The 14,818-nt window shown below is 72.1% G+C and carries 14 protein-coding genes; 6 read left to right on the forward strand and 8 right to left on the reverse strand.

Features of this window, described 5'->3' with window-relative positions:
• Positions 1 to 450: 450 nt before the first annotated feature.
• The gene (locus ACWENR_RS11480; protein ID WP_452276917.1) at positions 451 to 810 is read left to right on the forward strand and encodes a hypothetical protein; all 360 of its coding nucleotides are present in this window, start codon (positions 451 to 453) and stop codon (positions 808 to 810) included.
• A 48-nt stretch (positions 811 to 858) separates the two neighbouring features.
• Here the strand turns inward: ACWENR_RS11480 and ACWENR_RS11485 are convergent, their stop codons facing one another.
• Entirely contained in the window at positions 859 to 1,353 is a 495-nt protein-coding gene (locus tag ACWENR_RS11485) for a hypothetical protein (protein ID WP_452276918.1), read from the reverse strand.
• A gap of 353 nt (positions 1,354 to 1,706) precedes the next feature.
• On the opposite strand from ACWENR_RS11485, the gene ACWENR_RS11490 reads away from it, so the two are divergent.
• Positions 1,707 to 2,273, forward strand: coding sequence for a hypothetical protein (locus tag ACWENR_RS11490; protein ID WP_452276919.1), 567 nt, complete (start codon positions 1,707 to 1,709; stop codon positions 2,271 to 2,273).
• A gap of 81 nt (positions 2,274 to 2,354) precedes the next feature.
• Here the strand turns inward: ACWENR_RS11490 and ACWENR_RS11495 are convergent, their stop codons facing one another.
• Positions 2,355 to 2,891 carry an alpha/beta hydrolase gene (locus tag ACWENR_RS11495; RefSeq protein WP_452276920.1) on the reverse strand — a complete coding sequence of 179 codons (537 nt, stop codon included), beginning with the start codon at positions 2,889 to 2,891 and terminating at the stop codon, positions 2,355 to 2,357.
• A 239-nt stretch (positions 2,892 to 3,130) separates the two neighbouring features.
• Between ACWENR_RS11495 and ACWENR_RS11500 the strand changes: the two genes are divergently transcribed.
• A complete protein-coding gene (locus ACWENR_RS11500) occupies positions 3,131 to 3,868 on the forward strand; it encodes an RNA polymerase sigma factor (RefSeq protein WP_452276921.1) in 738 nt (245 codons plus the stop codon).
• Between the two features lie 87 nt (positions 3,869 to 3,955).
• Positions 3,956 to 4,933 (forward strand): zinc-binding dehydrogenase, encoded by a 978-nt coding sequence (locus tag ACWENR_RS11505; protein ID WP_452276922.1) that lies wholly within the window; start codon positions 3,956 to 3,958, stop codon positions 4,931 to 4,933.
• Positions 4,934 to 5,275: 342 nt separating this feature from the next.
• On the opposite strand, the gene ACWENR_RS11510 is transcribed toward ACWENR_RS11505, so the two are convergent.
• The 4 genes from ACWENR_RS11510 to ACWENR_RS11525 all read right to left on the reverse strand — a co-directional run bounded on the left by ACWENR_RS11510 (position 5,276) and on the right by ACWENR_RS11525 (position 8,278).
• Positions 5,276 to 5,875 carry an ATP-dependent Clp protease proteolytic subunit gene (locus ACWENR_RS11510; RefSeq protein WP_452276923.1) on the reverse strand — a complete coding sequence of 200 codons (600 nt, stop codon included), beginning with the start codon at positions 5,873 to 5,875 and terminating at the stop codon, positions 5,276 to 5,278.
• Positions 5,876 to 6,010: 135 nt separating this feature from the next.
• Entirely contained in the window at positions 6,011 to 6,532 is a 522-nt protein-coding gene (locus ACWENR_RS11515; protein ID WP_452276924.1) for a helix-turn-helix domain-containing protein, read from the reverse strand.
• Between the two features lie 120 nt (positions 6,533 to 6,652).
• Complete coding sequence (locus ACWENR_RS11520; RefSeq protein WP_452276925.1) at positions 6,653 to 7,756, reverse strand: hypothetical protein; 1,104 nt, start codon at positions 7,754 to 7,756, stop codon at positions 6,653 to 6,655.
• Between the two features lie 12 nt (positions 7,757 to 7,768).
• Positions 7,769 to 8,278 (reverse strand): SigE family RNA polymerase sigma factor, encoded by a 510-nt coding sequence (locus ACWENR_RS11525; RefSeq protein WP_452276926.1) that lies wholly within the window; start codon positions 8,276 to 8,278, stop codon positions 7,769 to 7,771.
• A gap of 178 nt (positions 8,279 to 8,456) precedes the next feature.
• On the opposite strand from ACWENR_RS11525, the gene ACWENR_RS11530 reads away from it, so the two are divergent.
• Together ACWENR_RS11530 and ACWENR_RS11535 are read left to right on the forward strand one after the other, a co-directional pair.
• Entirely contained in the window at positions 8,457 to 9,470 is a 1,014-nt protein-coding gene (locus ACWENR_RS11530) for a potassium channel family protein (protein ID WP_452276927.1), read from the forward strand.
• A 469-nt stretch (positions 9,471 to 9,939) separates the two neighbouring features.
• Positions 9,940 to 11,571, forward strand: a complete 1,632-nt coding sequence (locus ACWENR_RS11535; RefSeq protein WP_452276928.1) for a trypsin-like serine protease — start codon at positions 9,940 to 9,942, stop codon at positions 11,569 to 11,571.
• 94 nt (positions 11,572 to 11,665) lie between these two features.
• Here the strand turns inward: ACWENR_RS11535 and ACWENR_RS11540 are convergent, their stop codons facing one another.
• Positions 11,666 to 12,700 carry a 2-oxoacid:ferredoxin oxidoreductase subunit beta gene (locus ACWENR_RS11540; protein ID WP_452276929.1) on the reverse strand — a complete coding sequence of 345 codons (1,035 nt, stop codon included), beginning with the start codon at positions 12,698 to 12,700 and terminating at the stop codon, positions 11,666 to 11,668.
• On the reverse strand, positions 12,693 to 14,540 hold the full coding sequence (locus ACWENR_RS11545) for a 2-oxoacid:acceptor oxidoreductase subunit alpha (RefSeq protein WP_452276930.1): 1,848 nt from the start codon (positions 14,538 to 14,540) through the stop codon (positions 12,693 to 12,695). Before ACWENR_RS11545 ends, ACWENR_RS11540 begins: the two co-directional genes overlap by 8 nt.
• Between the last annotated feature and the right edge of the window lie 278 nt (positions 14,541 to 14,818).

Consider the following 14,818-nt stretch of genomic DNA (forward strand, 5'->3'; position numbering starts at 1 on the left):
GCTGACGCCTCATGAGGTGCTTCGCTTGCAGCGCCTTCCTGGCGCATCGAGACGGATGCGCCGAGGCGTGGGCCGCGCACTCGCGGCACGACGATGATCACCGGAACGCAGCGTAGGACGCATCCCCCCTGGTATGCCCCCCTGCGATCTCAGGGCAGGGCGTAGGTGTCCTCGATCTCGTGGCGGCTGCCAGGCATGACCAGCGCGGCGCAACGCGCCTGCGGCTTACCCTGCGGGCAGCCTGCGGCCGTCCTCGGGCGCTGCCAGGCGCTGAACGACCTCAGCCGTCGACGGCACAGGCGCACCGGAGCGACTGTGCGGAATGCCGGCACTGCCAGCTCCTGACGCTGTTGGTTCTAACCAGGCGGGTCAGGTGCTCCGTTGGCATGCGACTCGGCGCCCGGTCGAAGCGGGCTGGTGGGCGGGGCGAACCCTGCCTACCATGAGCCGATGATCGAGCAGAGCCGGCGACGGGTTCCTGTGCCGGTTGCCGCCGCCTCGGTGATTCTGCTCGTGGGAGCCGTGCTTCCGGCGACGATGATCTTTGCGGGTGGTCCCGCCCTGGCCACCGGGTTGATAGGGGCGGTTCTTCTCCTGGCGTTGGCCTACGGCCTGTGGCGTGGGAGCGGGCGGGCCCGGTTCTGGGCAACCGTTCTCTCGACATTTAGCGCTGTCTACGGCGTCTACGCGATCGCCCAGGCTGATGCGTCAGGGCTGCTGCAGATCGTTGGTGCGTCAGTCGTCGTCGGCCTGTTGCTGGCGCCCGCGTCGTCCCGGCGGTGGTTTCACGACTTGCCGGCCGAGGGGTAGCGCCGGCCGTCAGTTTGGGCGTGCCGTCCGCATCGCTCGCCGTCCTGGTCATCGCTCGGTCAGCAGCCGGAGTTGTGGCGCATCCCGACTAACCGTGAGCGGCGCCGAGCAGTGCTGGCAGGACTTGGACGCGGGCCGGACGATATTGGTCTGGGTCGTGAACTCACCCGACTTCCCCGTCTGGGGGCAGCAGTAGCCGAGGTGGTGCCGGACCCAGGGGGCCCGGGTGAGGGCGGCGGCAGGCTCATCCCGCTTGGCATCGTGGAAGGGCGCCCACCAGTAGTCCACCACCACACGCAGACTGGTCTGATCAGCCTGACTGCTGTGGTCGAAGGCAGCGATGCGCGCGGCGCAGTAGTGCTGACCGAAATTGTCGTCACCTGTGCAGACCGCTCGATCCGCTCCTACCTCGAGCAGCAGCGTGCGGCCGGTGCGTTGGCACACGAAGCAGTCGAGGCTCAGCTCGAGTCGACCGCGCCAGTGGAGGTCGTGGGAGTTCGAGCTGAGGCTGAGGACGGTCGAGACCTCGACGGATCGGAGCACGTCGCGATCCTGGCACGGGCCGCCTCGTCGATGTGGGCCTTGTCAACGGACGCACGGTTCCGGCTGTCGGCGGAGTCGTGCTCCGCTTCGGGCGGGGGGGTGTTGGGGGCGGTGCGTACGCTGCCGCCATGGGAGGAATCAGACCGTGGCATCTGTTGGTCCTGACCCTTTGCTGCCTCTTGCCGACCGCTGCGGCGATCACTGGCGGAGTCTGGGCGGCCAGCCGATCTCGTAACCGTCGCTGAGCCTTGTCGCAGACGATTGCAGCTGCCGTCGCCGAGCGGTGTCCTTGCCACTCCCGGTCGAGATGGCGTCCGCTCGCCTCGCTGGCCGGCTCGCGGTAGCGTGCGTCGGTGGACTGGGACACCTTCGAGGCGGCGTGGCACGACAGCGGATGTCGCAGTCTGTCCGACCTCGCCGCGGCGTATCCGGACGAGCGGTTGTACGCCGCGGCCTTCCACCTGTTCTACAGCGACGGCATGCAGATCCTTCCGCCGGCCCTCGCCGTCAACAGCGAGGCCGAGGTGCGCCAGGAGGACGGATTCTCGACGCGGTTCGCGCCGTCGGAGTGGCGGTGGGACGTCCTGGACGCGGCGAGCGACGCGATGCGGCCGTGGTATCGCCGCCTGAGCGAGGAGTTCCTCGGGTCCGTCGGCGCCGATGCCGACCTGGACGCGGCGGCGGCGGAGACGCTCGAGGCGGCACACGATCACGCCATGGCCCGGGTGTGCCGGGCGATGACCGCGACGGCCCGCCGGGGCGGCATCCACGAGCTGCTGCCGACCACCTTCGTCGTCGTCATTCTCGACGGTCAGCGGGGTGACGAGGAGGCCGATCTGATCCACGCGAGCGTCGCTCCGTCGGTGCTCGCGACCGTCCCCGAACTGGCCGACTATCTGCGAGAGCTCGCGGAGGCGTGATCTGCGCGCGGCCCGACGGCTGCGTCGGCCTGGCGGCGCACATCCGCCGCCTCCCGGGTCTCGGCGATCGCGGGGCCGGTCCTAGCCTGGCCAGCCGATCGCGTCGAGGAACTCCTCCACGGCAACGACGACCCGGCCGAGCACCGCGATCGAATCCGTGAGCGGACCGGGAACGTACATGCCGTGGTCGGCGCCGTCGACCTCCAGCACGTGGGGCGACAGCCGGCGGGCGAGGTCACCGTCCCACACCCGGTCGGCGGTGCCACCCACGAGCAGGCACGGTGCGGTCGCACGACTCAAGGCATCGGCCACCCAGGGCAGGGTGAGCAGGGGCGTGAGCCACACGGCGGGCAGGGACCTCTCGGCGGCGACCGCCGCCGCGTTCGTGCCGAGCGACTTGGCGATCACCAGCGGGCGGCCACCCACGGCGTCGATCAGCGGAACCACCTGGCCGCCGACCCAGCCCTCGATCGCGGGCTCGTCGGGAGCCGGGAACTTCTGGGACCACGAGTGCCGGTGCACCGTCGCGCCCCGCTGCTCCGCCACGTCGCCGGCGTACATCAGCAGGGGAGCGCCCGGTCCGAACCTGGCGCCGGGAATCACGACCGCGTCAGCCATGCGGTGACCCTACCAAGGCGTACCGCGTCGGTCGCGCCTGCCCGCAGGCGGCGGTCCGCCCCGCCGGCCGCCCGTCCTTCCGAACGCCGAGCGGCAGCCCGGCCAGGTCCGGCGCCACCGGCACCGGCCGACTCCTTCCGCCGGCGTCGGCCCGTGAACCCTTTCTCGGCGGCGTGCGGATGACAGGTGAAGGCTCACCGGCGCTGTGCGGAAGGTCGTGCATGAAACGTCCAAGACGAATGACAACTGTCGACATCGGCACGATGACGGACGCGGAAGTCATCGAGCGGTCCGTCCGGGAGCCGGAGAGCTTCGCCGGGATCTTCGACCGGCACGCGCCGCACATCCACCGCTATCTCGCGCGGCGGCTCGGTGCGGGGATCGCCGACGACCTGGCCGCCGAGACGTTCCTGGTGGCGTTCCGGCGCCGGGAGCGGTACGACACCGCCTACCCGGACGCCCGGCCGTGGCTGTACGGAATCGCGACCAACCTCGTCAGCCAGCACCGCCGCGAGGAGGAGCGCGAGTACCGGCTGCGGCAGGCGTGCGTCCCCACGACGAGTGAGGCGTCGCACGGTCGTCGACAAGGTCGGTCAGACCGGCTGACCTCGCGGACCACCCGGGCGGGCCGCCCCGGCGCGGCCCGCCCGGGTGGTCCGGCTGCTGTCCTACCCCACACCACTGGAGGTCGCTCCCATGCGTCCACGTCTGGCACTGGTGTTCGCGGTGATGACGATCCTGGCCGGTGGCGTCCTGCTGGCCCCCGCCGCGTTCGCCAGATTCGCCAACACCTCCGGTCCGACCGGCCCCGACTTCGCCGCGCCCACCGGGACTGCCTCGCCATCAGCGACAGGTGGGTCCTGGCGGTGCAGACGCGCTATCCCGACAGGCGGGGCCTCGAATACGGCGCGTCGATCTGCGCCGACGTCGCCGCCCAACTGGTGACCCCCGCGGCGCACCGCCCCGTACGCCCCTGACCCGGTGGTTCCGTCGCTCCCGCAGTGACCCGGGCCACCCGCCGGCAGGTTTGACCTCAAGTGAGGTTCAGGTAGTCGGATGGGGGCATGCGTGCGATTCAGCTTCACGAATTCGGTCCCCCTGAGAACCTCGTCCTCGGCGAGGTGCCCGACCTGTCGCCCGGCCCCGGCCAGGTCCGGATCGCGGTGTCGGCGAGCGGCGTGCACCTGCTCGACACGAGCCTGCGGCGGGGCGAGGCCGGCGGCCCGACGCCGCCGCCCGAGCTGCCCACCATCCCGGGGCGGGAGGTCGCGGGCGTCGTCGACGACCTGGGTGCCGGCGTCGACGAGTCGTGGCTCGGCAGGCGGGTCGTCGCCCACCTGGGCATGGTGCCGGGCGGGTACGCCGAGCAGGCGGTCACGGCGGTCGAGTCGCTCTACGCCGTACCGCAGGGCCTGAGCTGTGCCGAGGCGGTGGCGGCGGTCGGCACGGGACGGACCGCGCTCGGGGTCTTCGACCTGGAGCCGCCGTCGGCGGACGACGTCGTCTTCGTGCCGTCGGCGGCCGGCGGGCTGGGCTGGCTGCTGGTCCAGGCCGCGCGGACGACCGGCGCCACGGTGGTGGCGGCGGCGCGGGGAGCCGACCGGACGGCGAAGCTGCGCGACCTCGGCGCGGACCTGGTCGTGGACTACGGGCTCCCGGACTGGGCCGACCGGGTGCGCGAGCGGGTCGGCGGCCTGAGCCTCGTCTACGACGGGGTCGGCGGCGCGGTGGGCCGGTCGGCCCTGGAGCTGATGAAGCCGGGCGGCCGGTTCATGATGTTCGGCTGGTCGGCCGGCGAGGCGACCCGGATCGCGACCGACGACGTGATCGGGGGCGGCCTGACCGTCGGCTGGCTGGTGCAGCGGCTGCGCGCCCTGCCCGGCGGCATCCCGGCGCTCGCCGCCCGGTCGATCGAGCTGGCCGGGAAGGGCTGGTGGCGGCCGTTGGTCACGACGTATCCGCTGGCCGACGCCGCTGCGGCGCACGCCGACCTGGAGGGGCGTCGGGCGCTGGGCAAGGTGGTGCTGACCGTCGAACGGTGACGCCGACTGCCGACGGCGCGCCGGACGCTGCGCGCGCAGCCCGCGCGGATTCCCATCGCCGGGAATAGGCTCCGCGTATCGGTGGCGTCGGCAGCCGCCGTGCGTACCGGGGATCGGACGCGGATCGAGGGGGCGCGTCCGATGCCGGTGCCGCTTCAGGCGCACACCGAAGGAGCCCGCGCCGACGGCCGACGGGGATCGTCGCCGGCCGCCGCCCGGGTGGGACCGCCACCGGCTCAGGCCCCGGTGGGCACCGCAGGGCCGGCGGTCACCCCGACGGGGCCGGGCGGACCGGCCGCCCCCCGAGGCCGACCGGTCGTCGCCACCGCCGCCGGTCGCGCGTCAGCTCGCCGGAAGCTGCTCCGCCCTCGCGAGCACCTTGTCGATCAGGCCGTACTCGCGCGCCTGCTCGGCGGTGAACCACCGGTCGCGGTCCCAGTCCCGCTGGATCTCGTCCAGGGCGCGCCCGCTGTGCTGGGCGATCAGCTCCTGCATGGTCCGCTTGACGTGCAGCATGTTCTCGGCCTGGATGGTGATGTCCGCGGCCGTGCCACCCATCCCGCCGGACGGCTGGTGCATCATGATCCGCGAGTGTGGCAGCGCGTAGCGCTTGCCGGCGGCCCCGGCGCAGAGCAGGAACTGCCCCATCGAGCCGGCAAAGCCGAGCGCCAGGGTGGCCACGTCGTTCTTGACGTAGCGCATCGTGTCGTAGACGGCCATTCCCGCGCTCACCGAGCCGCCCGGCGAGTTGATGTAGAGGAAGATGTCCCGCTCCGCGTCCTCCGCGGCGAGCAGCAGGATCTGGGCACAGATCTGGTTCGCCGATTCGTCGGTCACCTCGGTGCCGAGGAAGATGATCCGTTCCTTGAGCAGCCGGTTGAAGACCTGGTCGTCGAAGGACGGATGCCCGCCGTCCAACATGCGTACGCCCGTAGGGATCATCGCGTGCCCTCCCGCAGTGCCGGCGGGCGACCGGAGACGCCCGGGGGACCGGCCCCTTCAGACTGCCCGGTGCGCGGCGCGTCGCCGTAGTGATTCTGCCGGGGGCAGATCCGCCCAGGGCGGAAAGCGGCCGACCTAGACGACCACCGGCCGCCGTCGGCCCGACCGGCAGCGTCCGCAGCCGAGCGCGGCGACGGTACGCGGCCCGGGGCGGGCGCGCCCGGCGGAGGCGGGACGCCCGACCCGGACGGTCGGCCCGCCGGCCCCCGGCGCCAGGTGGAGCAGCGGCCCGCCGGTCCGCAGGCCGACCCGGGTGACCGGCTCGGCACGGGCGACGTCCGCCCGCTCCAGCCCGACCCGCTCGACGGCCGGATCCGACCCGGCGTGGGCCAGGCCCGCCCGGGGCGCGGCCGGAATGCGCGGCTCGACCCGGCGCAGGTCGTCGCGCGCCTCCTCGAGCAGGTCGGACAGGTGGATGCCGAGCGCCCGGCAGATCGCCGCGAGCACCTCCGAGGAGGCCTCCTTGCGGCCGCGTTCGACCTCGGACAGATAGGGCACGGACACCCCGGCGGCCTCGGCCACCTCGCGCAGCGTGCGACCCTGCCGCAGGCGGAGCCGGCGCAGCACCCCGCCGATCACTCGTCGCAGCAACGACATGCGGGCCTCACTCTCGTGGTCGCCGTCGGGGACACCCCCTCATCATGCCCTGTTCCCGCCCCGGGGACCGCCCGGCCCGGGGCACGTCGACCCGACGGTCCCGTGCCCCGGGCGGGTCGGTCACCCGCGCAGGTGGGTGTGCCAGCCGGAGACGCCGGGACGCGGCCGGACCGTCCCGAACAACGCCCCGGTGCCGCCGGCGGGCAGCACCCCGGCGTGCTCGATCGACACGTCCACCCCGTCCACGTCGTAGACCAGCAGCGACCGGTCGCCCTGCCGGTACGCCCGGCGCCCGTCGACCGTGGTGTTCGGGGCGGGGAGTTCCCGGGCGCCCGGCACGGCCCCGCCGGCACGGGAGAAGCCGACGCTGAGGGTGCGCGCCCGCTGCCGCCCCGGCTCGGCGGTGGCCGGCTCCGCCGTCCAGGTCGTGCCCGCGTACCAGGTGTGCGGCCCGGTGACCGACTCGGAGACGCTCACCTCCAACAGCCGCAGGCCATCGGGGACGCCCCCGACGGTGGCGGGCATCGGCACCGGGTCGTCGCCGAACCGGAGCGCCCGCGCCACCCGGGTCGCGGTGTCGCGCGCCTCCCCCTCGGTGCCGACGACGCGCACCTCCGCCCAGCCGTCCGGGGCGTACCGCCACCGCAGCACCGCCTCCGGCCCGGTCGCCGGCGAGTAGACCGTCCAACTGCTCGGCCCGCCGTTCAGTTCGGGACCCGCGTCGGTGCCGGTGACCGACGCCGTGGTGCCGTCGTCCCGCTGCGGCGCCAGCGGCTGCGCCCCCTTCGGGTAGAGGCGGACCGACACGCCGCGCCAGTTCTCCCGCGTGTCCCGCCGCGAGTCGGCGCCGAGCAGCACGCCGGGACCGGTCTGGAGCAGACCGGCATGGTAGGAGAGGCGGTTCGTCCCCGCCGGCAGCCAGCCGAAGCGGACGTACACCCGCTGCGGGTCGACCGTGGTCAGCGCGGCCGGGAGGCCCGTGGGGCCGCCGGCCGCCGGCCCTGCGGGCTGGGCGGCGGGCGGGCGCTCCGTCGCCAGCAGGCCCGGCGCGACCGCCGCGCCGGCGACCAGCGCGCCGGCCAGCAGCGCCCCGCCCGCGGCCCGCGCCGCCCGGCGCTGCCGCCGGCCGGTGCGCATCGCCCGGTCGATGTCGAGTACGCCCGAGGGCGGCTCCGCGTCGATCTCGTGCCGCATCAGGTCGGCGACCTGGCGCTCGTCCAGCATCTGGTGCTCCTCTCAGTTGCCGGTCAGGGTGGGCGTGAGCAGGGCGCGCAGCGTGGCCAGGCCCTTGGCCGCCTGGCTCTTGACGGTGCCGGGCGAGCAGCCCAGAGTCCGGGCGGTCTCGTCGACGCCGAGGTCCTGGAAGTAGCGGAGCACGAGCACCGCCCGCTGCCGCGGCGGGAGCCGGCGCAGCGCCCCCACGAGGGTGATCCGGTCGGTCGGGTCGGCCCCGCCCGCCGCCCGCTCGGGCAGCGCGTGGCCCAGCACCACCCGGGCCCAGCGCAGCCGCCGCTCGTCGATCAGCCGCCGCACCAACATGGTCCGGACCAGCGCGTCCAGGTTGTCCGCCCGTCGCGCCCGGGCCCAGTTGCGGTAGAGCTCCGTGAGCACCCGCTGCAGGATGTCGTCGCCGCGGTCCCAGTCGCCGCACATGAGGTAGGCCGTCCGTCGCCACCGCGTCATCCCGGCTCGGACGTAGTCGGTGTATTCGGCGTCGGCCCCGGTTGGCCCGCCGCGTGGTCTCACGAGGGATGACCCCCTCCGTCTGCCCCGGCCTCGACCGGGTCGGTCCGCGTCTGTCACCCGGTAGTCGGGTCCGGTCGCCCGACAGGTTGCCCGGGTCGGCGACCTCGTCGTGCGGAATCCGCCCGGGCCGCTATGTTGTGGTCGTGCAGGCGACGACGGAGGCGGGGCAGGTCCTCAGGTGATCCACTTTCCCGCGCAGCGACGGGGGCCGCTGAGCGCGCTGAGCCTCCGGCTGGCCGCCGCCATCGGCCTGGTCTTCGCCACCGTCGCCGTGGTCTATCTCGACCGGGACGGCTACCGCGACGTCAACGAGGACGGGATGACCCTCCTCGACTGCTTCTACTACGCGGTGGTCACCCTGTCGACCACCGGCTACGGCGACGTCACCCCGGTCAGCCAGACCGCCCGGCTGATCAACGTCGTCTACATCACGCCGGCCCGGGTCATCTTCCTGATCATTCTGGTCGGCACCACCCTGGAAGTGCTGACCGAGCAGTACCGCACCGGGCGCCGCCTGTCGCGGTGGAGGAGAGCCGTGAAGGACCACGTCATCATCTGCGGCTACGGCACGAAGGGCCGCAGCGCGGTCTCCGCCCTGCTGGAGAACGGGCTCGACAAGTCCCGCATCGTCGTGGTGGAGCGCAGCGGCCCGGCGTTGCGGCAGGCCACCTCGGCCGGGCTGGTGGCGATCGAGGGGTCCGCGACGCGGTCGTCGGTGCTCAACGAGGCGCACGTACGCAACGCCAAGGCGGTGATCATCGCGACCGACAGCGACGACGCCTCGGTCCTGGTGGCGCTGACCGTACGGCAGCTCACCGCCGGGCAGGTGCGGATCATCGCCGCCGCCCGGGAGGCGGAGAACGCCCCGCTGCTCAAGCAGAGCGGCGCCCACCACGTGATCGTCTCCTCGGCCACCGCCGGCCGGCTGCTGGGGCTGTCCACCTCGGCGCCGCCGCTGATCGACGTCGTGGAGGACCTGCTCACCCCGGGCCAGGGCATGGCGCTGGCGATGCGCTCCGCCGAACGCGCCGAGGTGGGCCGCTCCCCGCGGGAGCTGGACTCGCTGGTCATCGCCCTGGTCCGCCGGGGCAAGGTGGTCACGCTGGCCGACAAGGCCGGCGCGGTCATCGAGACCGGCGACATGCTGGTCCACGTCCGCGACGACCGTCCCCAGACGACCGCCACGCCCTGACCGGCCCACAGTCACCCCGCCGGGCCTGCGGTCCCGGCCCTTTGGGCTGACGAAGAATCATCTTTGCGGATCTTTTTCGCAGACGAGCCGCCTGCTACCGTTTGGCGGCTTGGAATTGCCGGTGGGCGTCATCGACCGCAGTCGACACGCCGTCATTGGCACAGGCACGACGGGGGCCGCATCTTTCCTGCGCGTGGGCTGACGCCCCGCGCGTCGATCGTCCCTCCGTCCGGTCGAGCGAATTCCGCCGAGCCGTTCCGAGCGCCTCGTTAATCGAACGACGGGAAACCAATCAGTGGCTGAAGTGGCAACATCCGCAGGAGCCAGACGGCGTTGGTCGGCCGGCGTCGTCGGCCTCGCCCTCGCCGGTGCGGCCTTCGTCGCACCCGCTACCGTCGCTCAGGCCGCCCCTGCCGGGGGCGGCGTGTACGACGCGGCCAGCGAGTCCGGGCCCAGGAACCTGGACAGGATGCCGAACCTGCAGAAGGGCAAGCTGGAGCTGCCCTCGCCGGGCGCCAAGGGACCGCGGTTCCAGACCGGCACCGGTCCGTCGCCCCGCATCGTGAAGGGGGAGTTCGCCAGCGCGTCGGAGTTCCCCTACATCGTCGGTATCGTCACGACGCTGCGGATCGACGGCGACTACTTCTGGGGCTGGTGCACGGGCACCATCATCGCCCCCAACAAGGTGCTGACGGCGGCGCACTGCGTCACCGGCATGCCGGGCGCCACCCGGGTCATCGCCGGTAACGACCAGCTCGTCGACAGCAACGGCAACATCGTCGGCGGCAGCGGGTACGTGGCGGAGGTGGCCTCCAACTGGACCCACCCGAACTGGAACCTGGCGCAGCAGTACGACGACCCGGAGGCGCCGATCCGCAACGACGTCTCGGTGATCACCCTCAAGCAGGACCTGCCCGCCGAGTACACGCCGGTCAGCCTGGGCAACCAGGGCGACCAGACGCCGTACGCCGCCGGCACCTCCGCGGTCATCGCCGGTTACGGCAAGACCGGCCCGAAGGACGACTACCCGGACAGCCGGCTGCGCAAGTCCACGGTGCCGATGCAGTCCGACTCGTACTGCAACGTTCCGGGGCAGTACTACAGCGCCGAGATGTTCTGCGCCGGGGCGGGCCTGCCCGGGGCACCGGCGAGCGACACCTGCAACGGCGACTCCGGCGGACCCATCCTGGTCGCCGGCAAGCAGGTCGGCGTCACCAGCTGGGGCTACACGTGTGGCGAGGCACCGGGCTTCTACGTGCGGCTGAACAACTACGTCAACACGGTGAAGGCCGACCTGACCCGCCCGCCGCTGGTCAACGCCGACTGGACCGGTGACGGTCGCACCGACCTGATCGCCCGGGACAGCGGGGGCAACCTGAGGCTCTACTACGGCAGCGGGTTCAGCAACGACGGGTACGGCGGCTTCTACATGTCGCGCCAGCTCAACTCGGGCTGGGGCAGCTTCAAGCGGGTCTTCCGCGTCTACAACTGGAACGGCGACAAGCGGCCGTCCATCATGGCGATGAAGACCACCGGCGAGCTGTACATCTACAACACCGACGGCCAGGGCAACTTCGTCGGCGGCGGCAAGCTGATCGGCACCGGCTGGGCGGGCTTCACCGCGCTCATGGTGACGAACAACTGGATGGGCAACAACCGCCCGAGCCTGCTGGTCCGCAAGTCCAACGGCGACCTCGTCCGCTACACCAGCAACGGTGCGGGCGGCTGGGAGAACCCGTCGGGCACCCGGATCGGCACCGGCTGGAACGGGTTCAACCTGTTCCTCACGCCGGGCGCCTGGAAGGGCGACGGGCTTGAGGTGATCATCGGCCGCACCTCGACCGGTGTCCTCAAGATGTACCAGTCCGACGGCAAGGGCGCCTGGACCAACCCGGCCGGCACCCAGATCGGCAGCGGCTGGGGCGGCTTCAAGCACATCATGACGCCGGGCGACTGGAGCGGCGACAACATGATGGACATGCTGGGCGTCAACAGCAACAACCAGATGCGGCTCTACACGACCAACGGCAAGGGCCAGTGGATCGACGCGAGCGGCAAGGTGGTCTCCAGCGGCTGGGGTTCGTTCAACCTGATCTTCTGATCGGGTCGGCTCCCGCCGTGACGGAAGGGCCCGCAACCGGCTACCGGTTGCGGGCCCTTCTCCGTACGTCCGGCGTGGGCCGCCGGTACGCCGGCTAGAGGATGGTCCAGGTGTCCCCGCTGGCGAGGAGACCGGCGAGCTGCTGCTCGGGGGTCTCGGTCACCGTCGCCCGGGCCGCGTCGAGCTGCCCCTGCACCACGCTGTCGTAGGAGGGCCGCTCCACCGAGCGGAACACGCCGATCGGCGTGTTGCGCAGGTCGAGGCCGGGCAGCCGGGACAGCGCGAAGGCGTACGCCGGGTCGGTGACCGTCGCGTCGTGCACGACGATCTCGTCCGGGCGGACCGACGCGGTCTCCCGGACCTCCAGGCCGAACCCGCCGGGCGGGTGCACGACGCAGAACTGCCCGTCCTTGCCGAACGTGATCGGTTGCCCGTGCTCGAGCCGGATCAGGAAGTCGTCGCGGGTGGCCGGCTCCTTGAGCTGGTCGAACGCGCCGTCGTTGAAGATGTTGCAGTTCTGGTAGATCTCCACGAACGCCGAGCCCTGGTGCTCCGCCGCCGCCCGCAGCACCGACTGGAGGTGCTTGCGGTCGGAGTCGATGGTGCGCCCCACGAAGGTGGCCTCGGCGCCGAGGGCGAGCGAGAGCGGGTTGAACGGGGCGTCGGCCGAGCCGGCCGGCGTCGACTTCGTGACCTTCCCGACCTCGGAGGTCGGCGAGTACTGGCCCTTGGTCAGGCCGTAGATCCGGTTGTTGAACAGCAGGATCTTCAGGTTGACGTTGCGGCGCAGCGCGTGGATCAGGTGGTTGCCGCCGATGGAGAGGGCGTCGCCGTCGCCGGTGACCACCCAGACCGACAGGTCGGGGCGGCTGGCCGACAGGCCGGTGGCGATCGCCGGGGCGCGGCCGTGGATCGAGTGCATCCCGTAGGTGTTCATGTAGTACGGGAAGCGGGACGAGCAGCCGATGCCGGAGACGAAGACGATCCGCTCGCGCGGGATGTTCAGCTCCGGCATGAACTGCTGGATGGCGGCGAGGATCGCGTAGTCACCGCAGCCGGGGCACCAGCGCACCTCCTGGTCGGACTTGAAGTCCTTGGCGGTGAGCTTGAGGGCGACGGGCTCAGACATTCTTCAGGACCTCTTCCAGCGTCGTCTCCAGCTCGGCGGCGGTGAACGGCAGACCGCGGACCTGGTTGTAGCCGATCGCATCGACCAGGTATTTTGCCCGGATCACGTGGGCGAGCTGGCCGAGGTTCATCTCGGGGATGACCACCCGGTCGTAGGAGCGCAGCACCTCACCGAGGTTGGCCGGCATCGGGGCCAGGTGCCGCAGGTGCGCCTGGGCGATGGCGTGACCGCGCTGGCGCAGGCCCCGGCACGCCGCGCCGATCGGCCCGTACGTCGAGCCCCAGCCGAGCACCAGCACCCGGGCGTCGCCGTCCGGGTCCTCGACCTCGACGTCCGGCACCGGGATCGTCTCGATCCGGGCCGCCCGGGTGCGCACCATGAAGTCGTGGTTCGCCGGGTCGTACGAGATGTCGCCGGTCTTGTCGGCCTTCTCCAGGCCGCCGATGCGGTGCTCCAGCCCGGCGGTGCCCGGCACGGCCCACGGCCGCGCGAGGGTCTCCGGGTCGCGCAGGTAGGGCAGGAACGTGGTGCCGTCGTCGCCGTTGGGCTTCGTGGCGAACTCGACCCGCAGGTCGGGCAGCGAGTCGACGTCGGGCAGCAGCCACGGCTCGGAGCCGTTGGCGACGTAGTTGTCGGACAGCAGGATGACCGGCGTGCGGTAGGTCAGCGCGATCCGGGCCGCCTCCAGGGCCGCGTGGAAGCAGTCCGCCGGCGACTTCGGCGCGATCACCGCGACCGGGGCCTCGCCGTGGCGGCCGTAGAGCGCCATGTTGAGGTCGGCCTGCTCGGTCTTGGTGGGCATGCCCGTCGAGGGGCCGGCCCGCTGCACGTCGACGATGACCAGCGGCAGCTCCAGCGCCACCGCGAGGGAGATGGTCTCGCTCTTGAGCGCCACGCCGGGGCCGCTGGTGGTGGTGACGCCGAGCGAGCCGCCGTACGACGCGCCCAGCGCCGCGCCCACCGCCGCGATCTCGTCCTCGGCCTGCATGGTGAGCACGCCGAAGCGCTTGTGCTTGCTCAGCTCGTGCAGGATGTCCGAGGCCGGGGTGATCGGGTAGGCGCCCAGGAAGACCGGCAGCCCGGAGCGCACGCCGGCCGCCACCAGGCCGAGCGACAGGGCCGCGTTGCCGGTGATGTTGCGGTAGGTGCCCGGCTGCATCTTCGCCGGCTTGATCTCGTAGCGGACGGCGAAGTCCTCGGTCGTCTCGCCGAAGTTCCAGCCGGCGCGGAACGCCGCGACGTTCGCCGCGACCAGCTCCGGGCGGGCGGCGAACTTGCGCTCCAGGAAGCGCAGCGTCGACTCGTAGGGCCGGTTGTACATCCAGGAGAGCAGGCCGAGGGCGAACATGTTCTTGGCCCGTTCGGCGTCCTTCTTGGACACGTCGTGCTCGGCCAGCGCGCCCACGGTCATGGACGTCAGCGCCACCGGGTGCACGACGTAGCCGGCGAGGGAGTCGTCCTCCAGCGGGTTGGCCTGGTAGCCGACCTTGGCCAGGTTGCGCTTGGTGAACTCGTCGGTGTTGACGATGATGTCCGCCCCGCGCGGCAGGTCGGCGAGGTTGGCCTTGAGCGCCGCCGGGTTCATCGCGACCAGCACGTTCGGCGAGTCGCCGGGGGTCAGGATGTCGTAGTCGGCGAAGTGCACCTGGAAACTCGACACGCCCGGCAGGGTGCCGGCGGGCGCCCGGATCTCCGCCGGGAAGTTGGGCAGGGTGGAGATGTCGTTGCCCAGCTGCGCGGTCTCCGAGGTGAACCGGTCGCCGGTGAGCTGCATGCCGTCGCCGGAGTCGCCGGCGAACCGGATGACCACCCGGTCCAGTTGACGGATCTGCTTGGTCACGCCTGTACCTCGCTTCGCTGTGCGCGGTCGCGCGGGCGGCTGAACATGATGGTGACCTCGCCTAGCCCGGCCACGTGACCTCCTTGACGCACCGCTGCACCAGACCTGCTCGGGGCAGGCCCGGTCCGCCGTAGTTCCTCACCTGAGAGCCTACGTCGGATCGCCCTCCCAGCTTTCTCGTAGGCCGCCCTGTGGGACAGGTTCGGGCGGAGTTCCACACCGATTTGCGGTGTTTCCGCCCGCCCGCCGTAATCCAGATCACCGGGCCCGCCGGCGAG

This window comes from Micromonospora sp. NPDC004336, assembly GCF_053602615.1.

Bases quoted from the DNA above. Each gene is read 5' to 3' on its own strand.
- ACWENR_RS11480 (WP_452276917.1), top strand. From the start codon at position 451: ATGATCGAGCAGAGCCGGCGACGGGTTCCTGTGCCGGTTGCCGCCGCC.
- ACWENR_RS11495 (WP_452276920.1), bottom strand. From the start codon at position 2,891: ATGGCTGACGCGGTCGTGATTCCCGGCGCCAGGTTCGGACCGGGCGCT.
- ACWENR_RS11500 (WP_452276921.1), top strand. From the start codon at position 3,131: ATGACAACTGTCGACATCGGCACGATGACGGACGCGGAAGTCATCGAG.
- ACWENR_RS11505 (WP_452276922.1), top strand. From the start codon at position 3,956: ATGCGTGCGATTCAGCTTCACGAATTCGGTCCCCCTGAGAACCTCGTC.
- ACWENR_RS11510 (WP_452276923.1), bottom strand. From the start codon at position 5,875: ATGATCCCTACGGGCGTACGCATGTTGGACGGCGGGCATCCGTCCTTC.
- ACWENR_RS11515 (WP_452276924.1), bottom strand. From the start codon at position 6,532: ATGTCGTTGCTGCGACGAGTGATCGGCGGGGTGCTGCGCCGGCTCCGC.
- ACWENR_RS11520 (WP_452276925.1), bottom strand. From the start codon at position 7,756: ATGCTGGACGAGCGCCAGGTCGCCGACCTGATGCGGCACGAGATCGAC.
- ACWENR_RS11535 (WP_452276928.1), top strand. From the start codon at position 9,940: ATGCCGAACCTGCAGAAGGGCAAGCTGGAGCTGCCCTCGCCGGGCGCC.
- ACWENR_RS11540 (WP_452276929.1), bottom strand. From the start codon at position 12,700: ATGTCTGAGCCCGTCGCCCTCAAGCTCACCGCCAAGGACTTCAAGTCC.